The sequence below is a fragment of the Streptomyces sp. NPDC057565 genome (assembly GCF_042801455.1).
Lineage (GTDB): Bacteria > Actinomycetota > Actinomycetes > Streptomycetales > Streptomycetaceae > Streptomyces > Streptomyces yanii.
In genome coordinates this window covers 117426-135529 of the sequence record NZ_JBHVFU010000014.1, presented here as the reverse complement: position 1 = coordinate 135529, position 18104 = coordinate 117426, and the positions used below count along the sequence as shown (strand labels likewise).

Sequence of the window (18104 nt, the reverse complement as noted above, 5' to 3'; positions counted from 1 at the left end):
CCCAACAACGTGACAGTGCCGGTCTACGCCCTGCTCACGACCTACCAGGCCCTGATCCGCGCCGCCGCTGACACTGCCTGCACCCGGCCCAGCCTGGACATGGACCGCATCAGCTTCACCGTCCTGCAGACCACCGCCGCCGACACCGTCACCACCGCGACCGGGATCCTGCCCCCGGCGGGACCCGCCGAGCTCGTCGGCACCATCGGCCGAGCCGTCCTCGACGCCCTGCACCCCGCCCGCCACCGGCACCGCGTCAAGGCTCGCACCCGCAAGAACCCCACCAGCAAGTACGGACCGAACGCCGGACAACACCCCACAACCAGTCAGAACTACACCATCCACACCACCGTCACGTTCTTCGAACACGGACTCTCAAACCGCTCACGGACGTAAACGCAACGGTGTTGATGCGGGCATGGGTTTCTCAGGGCCGTAGGGTGTGTCGATTGGGTCGCCGCCTGGACATTGGGTCGCAATCAGTGCGGCGGCGGCCACCGCCTCTTCTCCTTCGGTGAGCCAGCCGACGGCATCAACGGTGCGCGTGAGGACGCCACGGATCAGCGTCTCGCGCTCCTCGGGCTTGGCCTCGTCGAGAGTGTTGGCGAAGTCCGCGGCCGTGTCGTTGTCGAAGGGGCCAGTGTCCCAGGTGCCCATGTTGATCTCCTCGTGTCGCCGGGATCCTCGCATCAGCCGCTGACATTGCGATCACTGTGCGAGCAGTACTCGCTTACGCAGAAGGGCGAAGCCAGCACGCCCGAACATCTGGCGCTTGAGCATCTTGATCCGGTTGACATGCCCCTCGACCGCGCCTGAGCTCCAGGGCAGGGTCAATCCGGCGGTGACGGCGTCGAGGTCGCGGTCGATGCCGGCGGCGAGGGTGTGGAGACTGGGCAGGTCGTCCTGCCGGACGGCGTCGAGCCAGTCCGGGAGACGCTCGCCGTGGCGCTCGGTGAGCATGACCGCGAAGGAGCGGACGTGCCGGGAGAGAGCATCGAGCCCGGGACAGTGGGCGCGGACGGTCTTGAGGTGGAGTTGTTCGGGCTCGGTGAGGGTCTCCGGGCGGCTGAGGATCCATCCCGCGGGTGACCTTGGCGTGGCCCAAGACCGCCTTCGCGCCGGGGGGCGAGGATGTCTCGGGCGTACGCCAGTGCCCGACTTCGTCACACCGCTGGAACTGCCCCTCCAGTGCCACACTGTTCCCGGAAAACCGCAGCCTCGGAATCTCACAGCCCACCTCCTCCTAAGCAAATGCGCTTACTCCTCTGGAGAGAAGATCGCATTGCGCACCGTCACCGCCCCGTTGTCAATGTCTGGAAGCGCCAGATCAACCGCTGAATTCAGCTCATCCTCAGACAAGACATGAAAACCACGGGCCGTCAGCAACCGAAATACATCGCGCTCAAAGTCCGATGAACAATCTTTCCGCGAGGTAACAAGGTCTCCATCTCCGCGACCATGCAATCTCTCAAAGGTTGCATACAACCCAACCATCGAAAGGCGAACGAAGTACAACCCATCCGACTTCAGCACATAGTTGAAACACACGTCACAGTTGACGTCCGTATCGTCATTCAATTCAGCTACTTCACTCAGAGCATGGACGAGATCGCGGTAGGGCTGGCTCTGCTCAACGGCCAAGACGAAGGATCTCCGAGGTGCACCGATGTCCTCGTACGCGTTCTGGATATCTCGCGTCAGCTCGTCCCATGCCCGCCAAGGCCAGGGGGTTCTCGCTCCCATGGATCCACTTCCCTTCATGTCGCTAAGGGCTGTCCCGTAATCCCAGGAGGCTGAGGGTCATGCGGCGTCCGGGTCGGTGCCGATGGCGCCGGCCGAGCGAAGCGAACGCCCAAGGTCTTTGGTGAGGATGCGGGGGTGTCGCCGCCACCACCACAGGTCGGGGCCGGGCAGCCTGTGGAACTGGTCAAGTGCTTGGCCATCATCGTCCACGGTCGCGGCCTTGTACCGGTCGTCCAGGGATTTGATCTGCGGGGTCCAGAGCTGGACGATGTGTTCATCCAGCAGGAGCCACGCCCCGTGCAGCCAGTTCCGGCAGTACAGGTCGTTGGTGTACTCGTAGATGTCGTCGCCATAGCCACGCTCGATGAAGCTCACCAGGGTGGCCCACGCGTTCACCCTCTCAGCGACTGTGAATGCCGTCCGCCAGCCGCGCTGGTGCAACAGCTCTCCCACCTCGGTTTCAGTAGCCACAGGCGCGAGGCTCTCACGCCGGGCCCGTCCGGACGAACGAAATATGTCCCGCCAGGGGCTGGCCGGACCCGCCCGCTCAGGTTGCGACAGCCGTCACTCGGCCGAATCTACCGGTCGTATGGTGGCTCGCCAAGCGCGTGAATGAGACGATTGACTACTTCACCGACAGTAAAGTCCCATCCGGTTAGGCGCTGTCCGCTCCAGTTAATCCCTACCCGGAAGTCATCCTTGGCCAGATCCGGCAAAGCCGCGCTTCGCCAAGGATCCAGCGGCATTGAAACAGCTCGAAATTGAGGACCCCATAGCTGAGCGGCGCGCTGCGCACGGGTCTTCGACGACCAATAGGGGAAAGCTGGTTGCCCAGAACTTGAGACCGGGGTCGGACTGCCGTCGTCGTCTCGAACCCACCAAACGGTACGAGTCCGAGCGATCTCACGGAAGAAGGCCGCTGCCTGAGCCCCGCTTGTGCTCACCTGAATCCTCCTGGATCGTCCCGACTTGAACATCACGCTTGAGCGCGGCACCAGAGGGCCCCGGTGCCGCGCCCGCGGGATGCATTCGGCGGCCGCGGCCTGGGCGATAGCAGAAGTAGGCGTCACATCTGCTACAGGTTTCGGTCCAGGCGGCCAGGTAGGTGCACCGTGCGGACTTTGCCGGCGGCATCCACTCCGACGGGTCCTTGTCCGCTTTGCTCCGGTTGGTCTTCGCGGTGACAGCCACGAGCGACCGCTGGGCATCGAGATCATTCGCGTATCGCATGCACCGGGCTGCGTCCCACGCGAAAGCACCGACCGGCGGGGAGCGTCATTCCAGAGGTGCGGTATTCCAGGCTGCCCATGGGTCGTCGCACACATGGCCGGCGTCGGGGGAGGCGGATTCCTGCCGCTTTGCCCGGCCGTGCCGTGCCTCCTCGCGCTGGGCGGCCACGTCGGGGATGACAGCGATGGCCTCGGTGAAGCGGCCCTGCCGGATGAGAAGTTCAGCCAGGTCGGTTGCGGCCCGCTTGCCGGGCAGCGGGCGCAGGAGGGCGATGGCCTCCTCGACACGGCCGTCCTGGGCGAGCAGCCACGCGATGGTCAGCTCGCGGTCCTCGACCTCGTCGGCTGGCAGGGCTTCGATCTCCGCGATCGCTTCTCGGGCGCGTCCGGACTCTCCCATCAGCCACCACCGGTTGGACCGGAACCAGTACGCCTCGTTCTCCGCGAGGAACTCGGGGCTGCGGCCTTCCGTGAGGCCGATCGCCTTGCCGTGCTGGCCCTGATCGGCAAGGAGGATCAGGGCCCCCTGGAGGAGGTTTCCGTCGTAGAGGTCGTCGAACGTGTGCTCCACCGCCTTGATGGCGTCATCGAACCTGCCCTGGCGGATGAGCAGTTCCATCAGCGTGTTCTCATGCCAGCCCGGACGCCCGGCGGCGATGAGATCGCGTAGGTAGGTCTCCGCCTCGCTGGCCCGTCCCGCGTTCTCCAGCGCCGTCACGTACGGAACCACGGCACTGTATCTCTGGGCGTCGGCGAGCTCGCGCAGTTCCTCGATCCGCCCGTACCGGGCCAGCAACTCGGCATAGAACCCCACGTTGTTCTGCGGCCCGTACCGGCGCGCGGCCACGTCCGCACCGAGCAGCCGGATCGCCTCGTCCACGCGGCCGGACCGTTCCAGAACCCGGGCCTGTGCGGGCAGGACCCCCCAGAGGTCACGGACACCGGACTGCTCCGGGTCGCGCCGGAAATCCTCGGCGATCGGGACCAGCAACTCCAGCACCCGCTCGTCGCACCCCTGGCCCTCGGTCATCTCCACCAAGGCCGCCAGCACCCGCCCGCCGCGCAGGTGCGGGCCGAGTACGCCCATCGCCTCCTCCACCCGCCCGGCACGCACCAGCACCACGGCATAGTCCCGCGACGCATCGACCGCGCTCTCCTTCGGCCCCTCGGGGCGCGCCAGTTCCAGCGCCTGGTCGACGCGGCCCCACCGCAACAGCACGTCCGCACCCGTCCGCACCGCCGACTGCCAGCGGGTGGCCGCGAACGGCTCCACCACCGCCCAGGCCCGCCCGAACTCCCCCGCCGCGCACAGTTCCCGCACCGCGCCCACGGCGCAGAACCAGTCCTCACGCTCACGCGCCGCCTGGACCAAAGCCTCCAGGCCGCCGCGGTCGCGGATCTCCTCCACGAGCCGCGGCAGCACGCCGCCGAGGGTATCCACCTGCCATTGAAGATCATCCACAGTCACGCAGGCACCCTAGGAGCAGCCACCGACACTACCCGCGACCCGCATCACCGGGCCCGCCCGCAGGGCGGGCTAGGCGGGCTGGCCCGGGTGCTGCTATGCGCGGGTGTCGGCGCTGTCGGTGGTGTCAGGGGTGTGGGCTACGGTGCTTGGCCGTGGAAGCAGCTGATCTTGAATACCGGGCCCGGACGCAATCGGGCTGTCTCTCACCGCGCCTGGTCTCCCAGCTTCTTGAGCTCGGTCATGCCGGGGCGGTGGAGTTCTGGGCCGGCCGTGGGGAGTGGTTCTGCGCGCGGGAGTGGGCCCGGCTGCTCGGCGAGCGAGGCCGGCAGGCCGAGGCGCTGAAGGTGCTCGCACCGTACGTCGCCACGGGTTGGTGGAAGGCTGCCGAAGCCATGGCGGAGCTGCTGGAGGCGCACGACCGGGCCGACGACGCGATCGCTCTGGTACGACCGCACGCGGAAGGCGGGGAACGGCTGGCGCTGGGATTCTTCGCGCGCCTGCTCGCCCGGCACGGCCGGGGCGACGAGGCCTTCGACCTGCTGCGCCCACACATCGAGGACTGGTACCTCGCCGAGCCGCTCGTCGACATCGCCGGCTCCACCGGCCGCCACGAGGAGGCCGCCGAACTGCTCGCACACCGGATCGAGAACACCCCGCACTGCTGCAACTCCCCGTCGTGCGGCGGCCGCGACGTCAAACCGTTCAACGCCATCAACCTGCTCGCGACGATCCGCGAGCGCCAGGGCCGCGTCGACGACGCCATCGCCCTGCTCCACACCCGCAAGACCACCTCGATCAACAACCGCGACCAGCTGGCCGACCTGCTGGCCCGGCACGACCGGATCGAGGAACTGCGCGCGTACGCGATGACCGAATACCACGGGCACGCCGCGCAGCGTCTCGCGGAACTGCTGGAGGAGCACAGCGACGTCGAGGGCGCGGTCGCCGTGTACCGGCAGGCCGGTATGGCGTCCATCGCCGGCGGCAACATGGCGGTGCACCTCGCCAAGCTGCTGGCGCGGCACGACCGCCACGGGGAGGCTATCGAGGTGATGCGCACGCTGGCCGACGCCCCCGGTGGCGCGGAGGACTGGATCGTCGACACGCTGTGCAACCTGTACGCCGACCAGGGCCGTCCCCAGGACGGCCTGGCCTACCTCGACGATCTCAAGACCCGCCGCGGCAAGGAGGAGTGGGAGCTGTTCTGGATCCGGCTCCCGCTGATGGCCGCCTGCGACCGGATCGACGAGGCGGTCGAGCAGGCCCGGGCCCACGCCGAAGGCGGCACCCCGTACGCCGCCGCGCACATCGCCAGACTCCTGGCCGGCCGCACCGAGGAAGCCATTGCCGTCCTCGAACAGCACGCTCCGACCCACCACCACGACCTGGCCGAATACCTCATAGACCTCGGCCGCATCGAAGACGCCGTGGCCGTCCTCCACCAGCACATCCCCCAGGAGCCCGTCCAATGGACCGGCTCCTGGGGCGACAAGCCCCCCTTCTGAGGTGGCCGACCCGCCGAGCCGCAGGGCGGGCCGACCGGGTACGGCTACGCGCAGGTGTCGAGCATGTCGGTCAGGGCCTGCTGCTCGTCGGCGGTGACGTTAAGGTGGTAGAGGCTCTTCACGTGGACCCAAGCCCGGGAGTAGGTGCACCAGTAGGAACGCAGCGGGCGATGCGGGTGAGTTCCAGCCCAGAGTTCTGTTCGAGGGTGATGACCTGGGCAAGTGGCTTCAGCGGCAGAAGAACCCGGGCACCTGGGCACAGCTGTCCACCGAGCAGCATCAGCGGCTGACCGCGCTGGGCGTCAAGCCGCTTGAGGCGCCGTCTCCCGCCCGGGCCGCCACGCGGTCGACGAAGGCGGCGGGCAAGGCGGAGCAGGCATTCCAGCGCGGCCTTGCGGCCCTCGCGCAGTGGGTGGAGCGGGAGGGCCGACGGCCGGTGCCAAGGGGCCACAGTGAGCAGATCGCGGGCGACGGCGAGGTGGAGCCGGTGGCCGTGAAACTGGGCGTATGGGTATCGAGCACCCGCGCGAGGCGAAACAAGCTCAGCGCCGAACAGCTCGCCGCCATGGCCGCGTTGGGCGTCGACTGGGCAGGCCCGGCACCCACCGCCCCGGCCCCCACAGACGCAGGCTCTGCGCAGCCGGCGCCGACGAAAACACCCGTGCTGGAGCAGCGCGACGCCGACTACACGATGACGGCCGAAGAGCGCGAAGCCGAGGCGGCACGCATGAAGCGCCTCACCGAGCTGACACGGAAGTACACCAAGGCCGAACTCCTGCGGATGGCCTACGCGGGCGGCCTGGTGCGCCACAACTTCCCCGAGCAGTGGCGCAAGGACGAGATCGCTTCCGCAGTCATGGACAACGAGCTCAGGGCCGCCGCCCGGTCCTCATCTGCCCAGCCTCCCGCCCCGCCCGCGTCAGCCGTCCCGCCGAAGCGGCCGCCGGTACGGCGCCACCATGACGAGTGCGACACGGTGCTGTACGAGGGCGGTGCCTGCACCTGCGACCTCATCGAGCAGTACGGGCCGCCCTCCGAACGGGAGGACTCCTACTGAGACGACCGCTGCACGCTCCCCCACCGGACCCCGGGCCTATCGAGGCCCGGGGTCTCGTGCTGTCGGCGCAGTTGTACGGACCGCGTCACGGCCGGCAGAGCGTGCCGTCCGGGCGGAGCCGTAAGTTGACCAGGCGCAAGCGCCGACATCGGGTCGACAGTCCCACGACGGTCCAACTCTACGCACATGAGCCATATTTCAGCAGATCAGAGCTGTTCGGACAGGGCTGGACCGTCGACTGGCAACGCCACTGGGTTGGTCTGACCGCGCTCCTCGCGGGTGGTGCCGGCCGCGAGGAGATCGTGCCCGGAGTGACGCACCGTGGCGACGACATCGGACGCTGGCTCACACGGCAAACCCGCGACTGGGCCCAACTCAACGAAGAACAGCAACAGCGGCTCGCAGCCTTGGGCGTGAAACCGGCTGCACGGCCCCAGAAGGCATCGGCGCGGAGCGGTCCGAAGGCTGGGGCAGGGAAGGGCTCCGACGCGTTCACACGCGGCGTCGCAGCCCTCGCTCAGTACATCCAACGCGAGGAGAAGACCGTCGTCGGAAGAGGCCACGTTGAAGAACTCCCCGACGGCACAACCGTACGACTCGGCGTCTTCCTGAGTAACCAGAAGAGCCGCCGCGACCGGCTCTGCGAGGACCAGCTCGCCGCACTCGGACTGGAATGGGCGGGGTAGCAGCACAGCACGCCGCCCTGATCGTCTACACCGCCCGACGAGCTTCCTCGAGACATCGAAGAAGCGGCCACGCACGCCTTGATCATGACGGCCGGGGCTCAGCTTCGGAACAGTGCGTCAATCCAGGCGTCGCCAGGTGGCGGCACGAAGAAGTACCCGCCCCCAATGGTGAGGATGTACTTGGCCATGGCCTCACCCTCCAGACGTTTCTGTACGGCTTCGAAGCCCTGCTCCAGGTCCCGCTGGAAGCAGGAAAAGATCAGCCCCTTGTCGCCGTCACCCCGGTCGTAGCTGTAGCCGCGCCGCACAAGCGGCGGTGGGTTCCGCCGGTCCGGAGCCGCCATACGCACATGCGAGTCGAGGGGCGTAGCCCTGCCCGCAGGGTCGGCGTCAAAGTTGGGCTGCTCACCGGACGGCGTACCATCAAGCCAACGGCCGTCGCGCCGACGCCCCATAATGCGCTCCTGCTCGCCAACCGAGTCCTTGTCCCACAGCTCGGTCGCGAACCGCACGATCCGCACCACTTGATAGCTGCCGCCCACGGCCCAGTCAGGCTCACCCTGCCCGCTGCGCACAACGGCCCGATCAGTCATCTCCCGCTCCGTGTCCGGATTGCCGAATCCTTCTGTGAAATGGAATGGGTTCCGGGCAAGCCCCTTGCCGGCCTCGACCCGGTTCTCGGCCCGAAATCCGTCGACCTGCCATCGCACCCGCCATCCGGCAGATTGCCTCACCACCCGTTCAGCAGCCTCCCTCACCGCCTTCTCGTCAGGTGCGCTCACCTGCACGAGCACGTCCCCGTGCGACTGAGCAGGGTCAAGCAGGTCCCCAGCGAAGGACGGCATCTCCCTTAGCTGACGAGGCCGTTGCGAGCCAGCTCCGAAGATACGGCTCCCCAACGCCATCCAGGTGTCGACACCGTCTCTGTCAGCCGCCAGAACCGACTGTTGCAACCGGGCCAGGGCAGCCTTCGACACCCGGGACTCCTGCCCAAACAGATCCAGGGCCATGACTCGCACACAAGCGGCGGGCAACACGCCCCGCAGAGAAGCCAACGAACCCGCGGAATCAACCGTTGAAGAATGGAAGGGCAAAGCATTCGCCGCAATCACACCAGCCCCTCCCGCAGCCATCACAGTTGCGCCCAGCAGTATGCCTCTTCTGCTTCTCACGCCCGCATCCCCACTCCAAGGCCGCCGTTGAGTGCCAGACCCAGAACGTCGCATCACATTCACACCGAACTGCAAATCTATAGGGAAACCTTCTCTGCAATCTCGGCCATACACCCATCTGTTAAGCGAGGAAATCTGCTAGCTACATGGAAGCGCAACGAAAGTGAGCAATCCACGTCAGTTCAGCTCAATTCTATGTCCACACCGTAGGCATCTCGGACATCGATTACGAAAACCCCACCGCCGACGCGAGGAATCCGACGTTCCCACCAACCCCAACTGCCAGTGACTTGAAATCCGTCCTCAAGCAGCGATGAAAATCTCGCATCGATGGCTGCAACTTCCGTGATAAACCACTGCGCATCTGAGGCTTGCTGAACCTGCGGGTCACTGATCACCGCCTGCAAGAAGCGCCGAATGGACAATTCATTTCTGTATTCGGCAAGACTGTCTTCGTAGCCTTCTTCGCAGTTTTCGACGAACTGAAGCCAAGCTTCAACAGCTCGATTAGGCGTCAAAGCTTGCTTTCCTAGTGTTTGCGCTATGGCATTGAACCTTTCAGGAAACACCGATCCCCTCACCCCCTTATCTAATCGATCGGCGGAAGTATGAGAGCCCATCACTCGGGCGAAAGAACGTTGAAATCGTTCCTCCACTATTTACAAGGCCATAGTAACCGCTGGCCGGATCGAAACGATGGATTGCGCCGCTTGGGGCGACATGAGTGATCGAACCGTAAGGCCCATCACCGTGCATGAAATCGCGCGCAGCTTCGCGATACGCCCGACGTCCACCGACACCCGAGAATTCCGGCATATCCACATTCCGAAGCTGGATCGGCGTGGACTCCCTTGTGGCACGGAATACCCCCTTCTTCAATCGAAAATCCAGCCCACGCACGTGCTTGACATAGTGATCGACCGCAGATTTCGTCGAATTGAAGTCAGGCCGCAAATCCCCCGTGCCGCAGTTGTGCACGAGAATCGAGGTGGCGCCTGCGAGCACATAGTACGTGTGGAGGTCGTTAACGGTGAGGTTGTAGGCCTTCGTTGGCTGAGTCCGGTGTTGGGTGGCGGTGATCTGGACCCAGGTGCCGGAGCTGGTTTGGAGCCATTGGCCGGCTTTGAGGTCTCCGGCTTCGACCCATTGGTGGAGGGCGGGGATCCAGAAGGGGTGACCGTCGGTGGCGGTGATGTTGCTGGTCTTCGTGTTCTGCGCTTGATCGGTGTCGATGGTGAGGTCGACGAGTTGTTTGTCCCCGCTGCCTTCGATGAGGGCGGTAACGGTGCGGGGGCCGGTTTCACCGGTTTCCGGGTCGGTGGCCTGAACCTTGTCGCCGATCTTGATGTCCTTGATCGGCTTGCTTGTGCCGTCCGCCATGAGGACTGGTGTGTCGGCGGTGAAGCTGTTGGGCGCCAGGCAGCTCCCGGCGCGCAGAGAACTTCTGGCGGCCATGAAGGCGCCCAGGGCTTCGCCGGCCATGCCCATCATGCAGCCAGTCAGGGCCGCGTTGCCGACCTGACCCCAGTTGACCTTGCGGCCGGAGAGCCGCTGGAATGCCCAGTCGAGCCCGCCGTCCACAAGTCCGCCGACGGCACAGGCGGCGATCATGGGGTTGTCGCCGGTAGGGTCGGTGTAGGTGGTAGGTGAGGACAGGGCGTACTGGTAGAGGTTGGTGCCGCCGGCCTGGCCGATGGGGTCCTGGGAAATGAAGCGGCCGGTTTCGGGGTCGTAGTAGCGGTCGCGGTAGTACAGCAGGCCTGTGCCGTCGTTCTCGCGCCCCGTGAAGGTATACGGGTTGGAGGAGGCGGCTCCGGAGACGGTGGGCTGGCCGTTGGGGTCGTAGGCGTATTTCGTGGCGATGGTGCCGTCGCTGTCGGCGAGGCCGATCACTGAGCCGAGTGCGTCGGTCAGGTAGACCTGGGTGGTGCCGTTCTCGGTGCGGGTGAGAAACTCGTCCAGCCCGGAGGTGGCCACGGTCGCGGTGGTGCCGCCTGAACTGTCCTGTTCGAGCAGCGGGTTGCTGGCGTCGGTGAGGAATTTGTTCGTTGTTCCGCCGACGGTTCTGGTGCTGCGGGTGCCCAGGGCGTCGTATCCGAAGGTGCTGTTCTGTCCGGCCTTGGCCAGGCTGGTGAGCTGGCCGCGTGCGTTCCAGGTGTAGTCGCGGATGCCGTCGGTCGTGAGTTGGCCGTCGGCGTCGTAGGTGAAGGAGCGGCCGCTGTAGGTGGTGATGCGGTTGTCCTTGCCGAAGACAGTGCCGTCCTCGGCGGCGGGCAGCGCAACATTCGCGAGGGTTCCGGTCAGGCCGGTCTGCAGGCCGCGTTCGTCGCGGGTGTAGTTGAGGTCGCCGATGCTGCTGGTGCCCTGGGCGTAGGTGATGGCCTTGATGGTGCCGGTCTTGTCGTAGCCGGTGGTGCGGGTGATGCCGCCGGGCATCGTGGCGGTCTTTTCCCGGCCTGCCGCGTCCAGTTCGAACCCGACTTGTTGGGTGCCTGATGTGACGGAGGTGAGGATGCTGGATTTGTCGAAGCCGTAGCTGGTCGTCTGGCCGCCTGCGGTCATGGTCTTGCGGCGGTCGGCTGTGTCGTAGTCGTAGCTGACGGTGCCGTTGGGGCCGGTCACTGTCTTGGGCCGGTCATAGGTGTCGTAGATGAACGACTGGTTGCCGGCCTGGCTGTCGGTGATCTGCTTGAGCAGGTCGTGGCCGTCGTAGTCGTAGCTGACACTGGATTCGGCCTGGCCGGCCACGCCGACACCGTACTGGGCGGTCTTGGCCCGCCCCAGAAGGTCGTAGGTGGCGGTCGCGATCTTCCCGGAGCGGCTGGTCGCCTTCCTCAGCAGCCCGGCCGCGTCGTACTCGAAGGTGGCCTGTGCACCCATGGCGTCGGTGGCCGACTTGGGGCGGTCCGCGTTGTCATAGGCCCAGCTGCTTGTGTTGTTGCGGGCGTCGGTGAGGGTGGTGAGGTTCCCGTTCTCGTCGTAGTCGAAGCCCGTCGACTGTCCGAGGGGGTCGGTGACCGTGCGGGGCTGGTTCAGCTTGTCGTAGGCGATGGTGGTGAGTGACCCGGCCGTGTCGGTGAGCGCGGACGCCCTTCCAGCGGCATCGGTGAACTGGCTCGACACCCTGCCCTCGGCGTCCTTGACCGAGACCAGGTCGCCGTTGCGGTAGGTATATTCCGTCACCGCCCCGGCGTTGTCAGTGACGCTCTTGACCTGACCGTCCGGCGCGTAGGTGAGGGTGGTCTTGCGGCCCTCGGGGTCGGTGACCGTCTGCAGATTCCCGTCGGCGTCGTAGCCGAAAAGGGTTTCGTTGCCCAGCGGGTCGGTTGCCTTGGTGGGCTGGTCGAAGGGCCCGTCAAAGGTGACCGTGCCCGAGGAACGGGCGTTGGCGGTTCCGGCCTGCTCGACGGATTGGGTCACATGACCGCTGGCGTCGTAGGTCAGCTCAGTGCGTTGTCCGTACGGGTCGATGACCGCGTCCATGCGGTGGTTCGGGCCCCGCACGTACTGCGTCTTGCGCTCCAGCGACGACCCGTAGGCGGCAATGTCCAGGACGCCGTACCCGGCCGTGTCGAACTCGACCCGCCGGACCGCACCGCCCGGCTGTGTCACTTCGGTGGAGGTGATCTGGCCGGTGCCTGTCTGGGTGTAGGCGAAGGAGTACTTCGCGCCTTCGGTGAGGACCTGGTCCTTGACCCGGCCGTCCGCATCGAAGGTGTTGGTCATGTACGTGATGCCGCGAGCGTCCTTCGCCGTTGCGATCCGGTTCGAAGTGCCGTCGTAGGTGTACGAGCTCACCTTCCCCGCCGGGTCGGTGACCGTCTCCAGTCGGCCTGCGCTGTCGTAAGTGTAGGAGGTGGTGCGGCCGGTGTTGTCGGTTGCCGTCTTCACCCGGTGCTCGGCGTCATAGGCGAGGGTGATCCAGTGGCCTCCCGGTGTGCTGATGCGGGTGATCTCGCCCTTGTTGCCAGCCAGGCGGGTCACTTTGAGCGCGTTGCCGTGCCGGTCGCGGATCTCTTTCAGTGGTGAGTAGTGCGGGAAGACCCATACGGTTCCGTCTCGGAATCGCAGCTCCCACTCGCCGTCACCGTTGTTGATGATCTTCGAGCCGTGGAACCCGGATGGGGTGTCCAGGGGTTCGAAGACCGCGTCGGTGACTCCTGTGCCTGGTGATGTCCTGGCGAAGTGAACTTTGTTGCCGCCGGGCAGGTAAAGGTCGACTTCCTGCCACTGTTGCTCGGAGTGGAAGAAGGCGTTGTACGGAAGATCGCGGCCGATACCGAAGGCACGCTGACGGGTGTCGCCTTGCCAGTAGGTTCGGGTGATCTCGGCCGAGCCTCGTGGGTCGGAGACTGCCAGGTCGGTGCGGGAGTCCGTGAGCATACCGGTGGTGAGATCAACGGGGTCTCCGGAGAGCCAGTCAATGACGTCGCCCAGCCAGGAAATGTCCCAGGGAACCAGGCTGCTTACGTTGAACATGGCGCCGTGGAAGGACCAGACACGAGTCTTGGCGTCGGGCACGACCTGGCGGCCGTCTGCGGAGACTTCGCCGTGTCCGTAGACGTGCCAGCCCATTTTCTTCGGGTCGTAGTCCATGAACTCGACCCGGGTGCCGGGGGCTTCGTGGGTGTAGTTGGGGTAGATGACCTGCGCGCCCTTGGGGAATACGTACGTTCCGCCCGGCTGCACGGTGAAGTAGACGGGCACCACGCTGTTCTTCGGGAGCGGGAACGGCGGTCGGTCGATCGGGATTGCCGAGATTCCGAGTTCGGTGACCGGCTTGCCTTTGTCGTCCCGGACCACGGAGCCCTTAGGGATCCGCACCTCGAGACCCGGGATTTTCGGGGTCTTCAGTACGACCTCGGTCTTGGCCGGGGCGGAGAATTGCACGGTGTGCTTGGTGTCCAGCGGTGTCATCCACACTGGGAATCCGAGGTCCGTGGTGGTGCCGGCCTTGGGGCTGATGTGGATGTCGAACCGGCCGTAGCTTCGCTTCTTTGTGTTCGCGCTGGCACCGTCGACTACCAGGGTCGTGGCCTCGGAGCTGATACCAGCGAGCAGGAACCTGCCTTGGCTGTCGGTGCGGGTCGTCTTCCGGCCGATGGTCACAGTGACCTTGGGCAGTGGTTTGCCGTCGAGTCGCAGTACATGCCCGGTCATGGCCGTGGAGCGGGCCGGGGCTCGCAGGGCCGATGGGGTCTTCGGCGTTTTGCCGCGTGCGGTGATCCAGTCCCGTCCGGCCAGTTGAGGCTTGCCCGGCTGCCAGGCGTCCATGCCGGAAGGAACGGCTTTGGTCACAGTTGCCGGTTCTGCGGGCTTGTTGTCCTGGTCCGATGTGGAGGTGGGTGCGATGGTGGTGCCGGTTGGCTTGAGGCCCAGGTTGTAGGTGCCGGTCTCCATCGGCCCTGGTTCCACCACGAGGGTGTGGGTACCAGTGGCTGTGAGTGCCGGCAGATCAGTTGTCAGGGTTGTATTGGGCATGTACCGGCCGTTGACCAGTGCTTTGCCGTCTGGGCCGTAGACGTACAGCGTCCAGTAGGAATGCGGTGGAGTATCGAGAGCGAGTGTGAGTTTGGCACCTTTCGTGGCGGTAAAGGTGTAGTGCGCGTTCTGGCCCGCCTGGGTGAGGTTTGCCGGGTGCTTCTGTCCGTCGGCCTGAAGGGTGCCTCCGTCGACGTCCGGTACGAGTGTGGCGGTGGTGCTGCCTGTTGCGGGTTTGGTGGGCCGAACGAACACGTAGTGCGTGCCCGCTGCCAAGGGGGCAAGGAGGTCGGCATCCGACGGTGTCTTGGATATCGACGTGAGGTACGTGCTGGTGGTGGCACCAGGCGCCTGATGTGTGACTTGAGCGGTCTCTGTGAGTGTGGTGCCGGTGAACACGACAGCAGCTCCGTCGCCTGCTGTCGCCGTTATGGCCAGCGCAAGCTGCTGCCCCGGCCGGGTGATCTCAGCGGTCGCGCTCGGGGCGGATACCGATAGGGAAGCGAGGGTGGGCTTCGAGAGCCACAGGGTCATGGTGCCGGTTGCAGCGCCGCCGGGGGTAAGGAGCAGGACGTATTTGACTCCCGGGGTCAGTCCGGAAAGATAGTTGGTCGCGGACGCGGCGGCGGGCACCGTTCCTACAGAGCTGCCACTGCCGCCTTCCGGTCCGATCAGGCGCACATCCATGCCCTGGGTGACGGTGTTCGCTGTGACAGCGAATCCCAGGGAGAGCGTGTCCGGGGCAGTGAACTCGACGCGAAGTCGTTGGCCGGCCCGTGAGAGGGACGCCTGTACCGAGGCCCCGTCAGGCTGCAGGCTTGTGGTGGCGTCCGGTGACAGCGTGAGTTGAAGGGTTCCGGTCCCGCCCAGGTTCGGGGCGACGGTGATCTGGTAGGTGCCGGATTCAGGCAGATCGGACAGCCCTACCGTGCTGGCAGCGCCGGGGGCTACGTACTGTGCGCTGACGACCTTCAGTCCCGACGGGGCGGTCACCGTTATGTTGACTGCAGTGGTGAAGGTGTTGCTGTTGATACCCAGTGCCAGGTCGTCGCCGGCTTCAGCCTGGAGGGTCGCTTCTGCATCCTGCCCGAAGCGCGGGATGTCGACAGGGACTGAGGGACCTCCGACAGAGACAACTCCCACGGCAACGGGCTTCGACAAAAGCAGCGTTACCGTCCCAGTTCCGAGTCCGTCCGCTTTGGTCGTGACCGTGTAGGTTCCAGGGCTCGGGAGCTGCGGGCTGTCCCACTGCAGACGCGAATTCGCGAAAACCGTGAACTTGCTGCCGATGAGTTCCCCGCCCGGGCCTCGGACCTCCAGCGTGTTGAAGGAGGAGAAGTCGCCCGCGGTGGCGCCAAGCGAGATGCGCTGTCCTGCCTGAGCAGTGAAGGTGGCGGAGCCGCTCTGTCCTGGCCTGCCGATCGGTATCGCGACTTCTGGTCCGGTATCGCTCAGTTCGCCTGCCTGGATGGGGTGGGACCCGGTGATCCGGACCGTTCCGGTTCCGGCCTGATCGGGTTCGACGGACAACAGGTACTGGCCGGATTCGGTCAGTGACGCAATGACCGATGAAGCCTTACCTTTGGCTGCTGTGTAAAGAAGGTCCAGTTGTTTGCCGGACGGTGAATACAGCCGTGTGTTGACGGATGTGGTCATGGCTGCTGCGTCCACGCCCACGTTCAGCGACTGGCCGAACTGAGCGTCGATGGTGAGCAGCGCCTTCTGCCCAGCCCTGGTCAGGCTCACGTCGGTGGTGGGGCCTATCGGGTCGAGCACGCCGGTCCTGGTCTTCGAGACCGTCACGGTCACCGCACCGATGTTGTTCGGACCGGGGGTCAGCATCAGGGTGTAGCGCCCCACCACCGGCAGGTCTCTGACCTGCCAGTCTCCTACAGGCTTGGAGAACGACCCAGTGCCACCGACTTTTTCGCCGGTCGGGGCGATGAGTTGCACCGAAGGAGAAACATTGAATGTCGACCCGGTGAATCCGAAGCTGATGTTGTCGCCTTGATCGGCGTCGAACAACACCTCTGCGCGATTACCCGGTGTCGTCACCGACACCGTCGGGGGTGTTTCGTCTGTGACCGACGTTATCTCTGACGACTCGACCTCGGAACCGCTCGGCAGGATCTGGTAGCTCGTAGGGCTGGCGACGGTGCCAGAGGGAGTGGTGAGCTCGATCGGCCCAGTAGCAGCTCCTGCAGGAACGACCACGGTCAGTGCGCTGTCCGTACGGGACTTGACCTCGGCAAGCACTCCCCCGCCGAATCGAACTACGTTGTCCGTCACTGCCGGGGCAAAACCTGATCCGGTGAGGACGACTTCGGAACCCACCATTCCAGACGTCGGCGCCAGTTTGACGACTGAGGGTGCCGGCGCGGCTGGGCTGAATGACTCTGCGGACTGAACAGTCTTACCACCGGTCGTGACTGAGACACGTCCGTCAGACGCTCCTGCAGGCACCTTGACCGTCAGGCGGGTCGTAGTCGCGGATAAGACCTCGGCTGCCGCGGACCCGAAAGTGACTGCGTTTGATGTGGGCGCCGTAGCGAAACCCGTACCGGAAATTGTCACGGTCGCACCAGTTGCCGCACTGACCGGTACCAGGGAGAGCACTGACAGGTCACTAGAAGGGAACCGGTCGATTCCCAGCCGGTTGCCTGCTGCGTCATACCGGTACCGGGCCGTCTCACCTCCTGGGTCGCTCACCCCGACCAGCCGCCCGGCCGCGTCATAGGCGTACACCGCGTCGTTGGTCGTCGGTGCGGTAGCCGTCGCGGCTGTAGCTTTGGGCTTGGTCTCCTTGGGCTGCAGAGATCCGGAGGGCAGCACTGAGGAGGACGGGCTCGCGCTGGGCGGCGTTCCCGGGAGACCTGAGGGCCCCTCATGGGCAGAAGCGGTCGCAGACGGGGCCGGGGACTGGGATGGGTCTGGTGACGCCTGCGCGGAGACCGTACTCGCAGCCAGCGCGAGCACCAGAGCACCAACGGTCAGCGACCGCCAGCGCGCAGAAAGTCGTACCCCGAACTGTTCGCCGCGCATGCGCACCGCGCCCTCCCCAGGACAGCACATGGGCCACAACAAGCCCACGAAGCCCACACTCCCCGTGCAAGCTGTCACAAGATACACACAGTCCGTCATGTGCATGTCGGAAGTAGCTGAAGTATTCACACAATTGAACGAATCAAGCCACGAAAGAGTCGTTCCAGCCAGACGCGGCGAGTGCAGACCTGCATCAACAGACCGGCAACACCCACAGCGAAGCGATTGCCTGGAACAACCTCGGCACCGCCTACCGTGGTCTCGAGCGCTTCGAGGAGGCCGTCGCGGCCGGGCAGCAGGCTGCTGAGATGCTGGCCGCGGCAGAGGACTGGTTCCGTACCGGCCAGGCATGGGGCGAGCTGGCCACCACCCTCACCGCAGCCCACGTCGATCCCCAACAGGTGACGGACGCCTGGAACCACTCCGCCACCGCGTACACCCAAGCCGGCGCAGAAGAGGAAGCCACCACCTCCCGCACCAACGCAACAGACACCGACACCGACAACCCAGAACCGTAACGACCTCCCACCACTCCCCTCGCCAGCAATGCCGACCGGCCGAAGGGGCAGGACAGCCCCACCAACAGCGACCGAGAGCGTCAGCCAGCCACCCCAGGCGCGCGCAAACCCGGAAATCACGCCACGACCGGCTCACGGACGAGCATCTGCAGGGCGACCCTCGACAGCGGTGTGGTGGCGGCGCGAATGGCGCTCAAGCACGC

12 protein-coding genes and 3 pseudogenes are annotated in these 18104 nt (G+C 65.5%); 5 read left to right on the top strand and 10 right to left on the bottom strand.

Annotation, left to right across the window (positions count from 1 at the left end; all coding sequences use genetic code 11):
• Positions 1 to 15: 15 nt before the first annotated feature.
• Positions 16 to 396 carry a hypothetical protein gene (locus ACFU8W_RS24850; protein WP_384041096.1) on the top strand — a complete coding sequence of 127 codons (381 nt, stop codon included), beginning with the start codon at positions 16 to 18 and terminating at the stop codon, positions 394 to 396.
• On the opposite strand, the gene ACFU8W_RS24845 is transcribed toward ACFU8W_RS24850, so the two are convergent.
• From ACFU8W_RS24845 to ACFU8W_RS24815, 7 genes and pseudogenes are all read right to left on the bottom strand, one after another.
• Positions 385 to 657: a DUF4259 domain-containing protein gene (locus ACFU8W_RS24845; RefSeq protein WP_384041093.1), complete on the bottom strand. Its 273-nt coding sequence runs from the start codon at positions 655 to 657 to the stop codon at positions 385 to 387. The two genes, ACFU8W_RS24850 and ACFU8W_RS24845, sit on opposite strands and share 12 nt — an antisense overlap.
• A gap of 51 nt (positions 658 to 708) precedes the next feature.
• Positions 709 to 1095, bottom strand: a pseudogene (locus ACFU8W_RS24840) (transposase); the annotation flags it as partial.
• Between the two features lie 162 nt (positions 1096 to 1257).
• Positions 1258 to 1641 (bottom strand): hypothetical protein, encoded by a 384-nt coding sequence (locus ACFU8W_RS24835; RefSeq protein ID WP_384041090.1) that lies wholly within the window; start codon positions 1639 to 1641, stop codon positions 1258 to 1260.
• Positions 1642 to 1800: 159 nt separating this feature from the next.
• Complete coding sequence (locus ACFU8W_RS24830) at positions 1801 to 2214, bottom strand: hypothetical protein (protein ID WP_384041088.1); 414 nt, start codon at positions 2212 to 2214, stop codon at positions 1801 to 1803.
• A gap of 107 nt (positions 2215 to 2321) precedes the next feature.
• Positions 2322 to 2720 (bottom strand): DUF2750 domain-containing protein, encoded by a 399-nt coding sequence (locus ACFU8W_RS24825; RefSeq protein WP_384041173.1) that lies wholly within the window; start codon positions 2718 to 2720, stop codon positions 2322 to 2324.
• A 103-nt stretch (positions 2721 to 2823) separates the two neighbouring features.
• A pseudogene (locus ACFU8W_RS24820) lies at positions 2824 to 2973 on the bottom strand (HNH endonuclease); the annotation flags it as partial.
• Positions 2974 to 3018: 45 nt separating this feature from the next.
• Positions 3019 to 4440, bottom strand: a complete 1422-nt coding sequence (locus tag ACFU8W_RS24815; RefSeq protein WP_384041085.1) for a hypothetical protein — start codon at positions 4438 to 4440, stop codon at positions 3019 to 3021.
• Positions 4441 to 4592: 152 nt separating this feature from the next.
• On the opposite strand from ACFU8W_RS24815, the gene ACFU8W_RS24810 reads away from it, so the two are divergent.
• The 3 genes and pseudogenes from ACFU8W_RS24810 (at position 4593) to ACFU8W_RS24800 (ending at position 7688) form a co-directional block, all read left to right on the top strand.
• Positions 4593 to 5945 (top strand): tetratricopeptide repeat protein, encoded by a 1353-nt coding sequence (locus tag ACFU8W_RS24810; protein ID WP_384041082.1) that lies wholly within the window; start codon positions 4593 to 4595, stop codon positions 5943 to 5945.
• Positions 5946 to 6132: 187 nt separating this feature from the next.
• Positions 6133 to 7002, top strand: a pseudogene (locus ACFU8W_RS24805) (helicase associated domain-containing protein); the annotation flags it as partial.
• Positions 7003 to 7127: 125 nt separating this feature from the next.
• Complete coding sequence (locus tag ACFU8W_RS24800; RefSeq protein WP_384041079.1) at positions 7128 to 7688, top strand: helicase associated domain-containing protein; 561 nt, start codon at positions 7128 to 7130, stop codon at positions 7686 to 7688.
• Between the two features lie 98 nt (positions 7689 to 7786).
• On the opposite strand, the gene ACFU8W_RS24795 is transcribed toward ACFU8W_RS24800, so the two are convergent.
• The 3 genes from ACFU8W_RS24795 to ACFU8W_RS24785 all read right to left on the bottom strand — a co-directional run bounded on the left by ACFU8W_RS24795 (position 7787) and on the right by ACFU8W_RS24785 (position 17734).
• The gene (locus ACFU8W_RS24795) at positions 7787 to 8698 is read right to left on the bottom strand and encodes a Dyp-type peroxidase (protein ID WP_384041076.1); all 912 of its coding nucleotides are present in this window, start codon (positions 8696 to 8698) and stop codon (positions 7787 to 7789) included.
• A gap of 344 nt (positions 8699 to 9042) precedes the next feature.
• Complete coding sequence (locus ACFU8W_RS24790) at positions 9043 to 9441, bottom strand: hypothetical protein (protein ID WP_384041073.1); 399 nt, start codon at positions 9439 to 9441, stop codon at positions 9043 to 9045.
• A gap of 4 nt (positions 9442 to 9445) precedes the next feature.
• Positions 9446 to 17734 carry a polymorphic toxin-type HINT domain-containing protein gene (locus tag ACFU8W_RS24785; RefSeq protein WP_384041070.1) on the bottom strand — a complete coding sequence of 2763 codons (8289 nt, stop codon included), beginning with the start codon at positions 17732 to 17734 and terminating at the stop codon, positions 9446 to 9448.
• Here ACFU8W_RS24785 and ACFU8W_RS24780 point away from each other — a divergent pair.
• Positions 17692 to 17901, top strand: a complete 210-nt coding sequence (locus tag ACFU8W_RS24780; protein ID WP_384041067.1) for a hypothetical protein — start codon at positions 17692 to 17694, stop codon at positions 17899 to 17901. The two genes, ACFU8W_RS24785 and ACFU8W_RS24780, sit on opposite strands and share 43 nt — an antisense overlap.
• Positions 17902 to 18104 lie beyond the last annotated feature (203 nt).